Below are 926 nucleotides of genomic sequence, written 5' to 3'. Positions count from 1 at the left end.
CTGGCCGCGGCGGGTCTGCTCCTTCGCGGCCGGGCCCGCGACGCCGTCGTCGTCGCCGGGTCGACCGGCTGGGCGGCCATCACCCTCGACTTCGCCCGACGACGCATCGCACCCGGACCGCGTAACCCGCGCGAAGTCGCCCGGATGGCGGTGACCAGCGTGCTGATCCCGCCCGCCGCGATCGCCCACCGGGTGCGCGGTGCCGTGCGACACCGGCGTGCCGGTCCATGGCCTCCCGCCATCGAGGCGATCCTCTTCGATCGCGACGGCACCCTGATCCACGACGTGCCGCTCAACACCGACCCGGCTCGCGTCGCACCCCTGCCGGATGCCCGAAAGGCCCTGGACACGGCCCGCCGCCACCACCTTCGCACCGGCGTGGTCACCAACCAGGCCGCCGTCGGCCGCGGCGAGATATCGGAGGACGACGTGGCCCGGATCAACCGTCGGGTGGAGGAGCTGCTCGGGCCGTTCGACACGTGGCAGGTGTGCCACCACGCCTCCACCGACGGGTGCGAGTGCCGCAAGCCGCAGCCCGGCATGGTGTTCGCCGCGGCGGCCGACCTCGGGGTGTCGGTCTCCCGGTGCGCGGTCGTGGGCGATGTCGGAAGCGACGTCGAGGCGGCACTCGCGGCTGGCGCCCGGCCGGTCCTCGTGCCGACGCGGCACACGCGCCCCGAGGAGGTCCTCGCCGCACCTCTCGTGGCGAAGAGCCTGGCGACGGCCGTGGACCTGCTGCTGAAGGGGAACCTCTCCGGGGGCAACCTGTCGAAGGGCAACGGTCGATGACCCGGATCCTCGCCGTCCGCCTCGACGGGATCGGTGATGTGCTGCTCTGCGGGCCGGCCGTCCGGGCCCTGGCGCACGGCGCCGACCAGGTCGACCTGCTCACCTCGCCGGCGGCGCGCGGAGCAGCACATCACCGA

General features: G+C 74.2%; 1 protein-coding gene. It reads left to right on the top strand.

Annotated elements, in window-relative coordinates; translation table 11 throughout:
• The coding region (locus FRW57_RS22160; protein WP_152187096.1) for an HAD-IIIA family hydrolase at positions 1-789 on the top strand (789 nt) is incomplete at its 5' end.
• Positions 790-926: the final 137 nt, after the last annotated feature.

Origin of the sequence: Segeticoccus rhizosphaerae (assembly GCF_009192725.1) — a bacterium.
GTDB lineage: Bacteria > Actinomycetota > Actinomycetes > Actinomycetales > Dermatophilaceae > Segeticoccus > Segeticoccus rhizosphaerae.
Note: the sequence above shows the minus strand (reverse complement) of the source record. Positions and strands in the feature narration are given on the sequence as shown.